The sequence below is a fragment of the Paenibacillus forsythiae T98 genome (assembly GCF_000520735.1).
GTDB lineage: Bacteria > Bacillota > Bacilli > Paenibacillales > Paenibacillaceae > Paenibacillus_AQ > Paenibacillus_AQ forsythiae.
This window is the reverse complement of record NZ_ASSC01000089.1, coordinates 1-1,229: the sequence shown is the minus strand read 5'-3', so window position 1 is coordinate 1,229 and position 1,229 is coordinate 1. Positions and strand designations below refer to the sequence as shown.

Genomic DNA, 1,229 nt, shown 5'->3' with positions numbered 1-1,229 from the left:
GGCCGCCGGCAGCAACCAGGCCAGCCAACCGGTATGCTCGCGGTACAGGCTCCACAGCTTGACGAAGCCCGCTCCGGCCAGCGCCGCAATCGGCGGAGCCATCATAATGAGATAATATTGATGGAAAAAGCCCGCGACACTGAAGAACCCTGCGACCGGAAGCAGCCAGGCCAGCCAGAAGATGGCCTCCTTATGCTCCTGCGTAACCTGTCTTCTGCGCAGACTGGAGAAGATGCCGACGCAGCCGCAGAGGATGAAGGGAAGCAGCCAACTGGCCTGGCCGGACAGCTCCGACTGGAACAGCCGCAGCGGTCCCGCCGTGCCGGTGTTGAACATGCCGCCAGAGCCGCCGTTCATGCCGCGGCCGCCGCCCATTTGCCCGAATTCCCGTCTGCCGCCGTCATCCGTTCCGTTTCCGGGGAACTGACCGGGCATTCCTCCATCCTGCTGGCCCCCGTCTGCGGAAGCTCCGGATGCCGCATCCGTGCTCTGCCCGGCCGCCTGGCCGCCGCCGTCCTGCCCGTCGCCATTTCCGCCGTTCATTCCCGGCATTCCGGCGTTCATTCCGGGCATGCCCTGTCCATCGGCGCCGTTCCATAACGGCATCTCTCCGTTCATGCCCTGCGGGAAGCCTCCGCGCCCCCCATTGCCGGTGTCACCGGTCAGGCGGGATACCCCGTTATAACCGAAGGCCAGCTTCATGACCGAGTTGGTGGTGCTGCTGCCGATAAAGGGGCGCTCGCTGGCCGGGACCGAATCCACGATGACCGCCCAGGATACGGAGACGGCCAGCATGACGGCGGTGCATGCGGCCAGCACGCCCGCTTTTTTCTTCCAGTTCATCTTGAGCGCCAGCCAATAAAAGAGATAGAAAGCCGGAACCACCATATACGCCTGCAGCATCTTCTCGTTGAAGGCCACACCGATTAACGCGAACGCGGCGATCAGACTGCCTATCTTGCTGGTTCGGGCTCCCCTGAACAGAAACCACGTCGCCAGCAGCAGGGTGAACACGAGCATGGAATCGATATTGTTCGTTCTGCTGACGGCCGCCGCCACCGGCGTAAGAGCCATCGCCAGAGCGCCAATCCGGGCCGCCGCTAGACCAAAAGCCGGTTTGACCAGCAGATAGACGAGCAGCACTGAGCCTACACCCGCCAGCACCTGCGGAAGTATAACGCTCCAGCCCTTCAGTCCGAATACCCAGGCGAACAGCGTCTGTATCCAGA

At 62.9% G+C, this 1,229-nt stretch carries 1 protein-coding gene; it reads right to left on the bottom strand.

The features are described from left to right. The coding region (locus L692_RS0103105) for a glycosyltransferase family 39 protein (RefSeq protein ID WP_025697115.1) at positions 1 to 1,229 on the bottom strand (1,229 nt) is incomplete at both ends.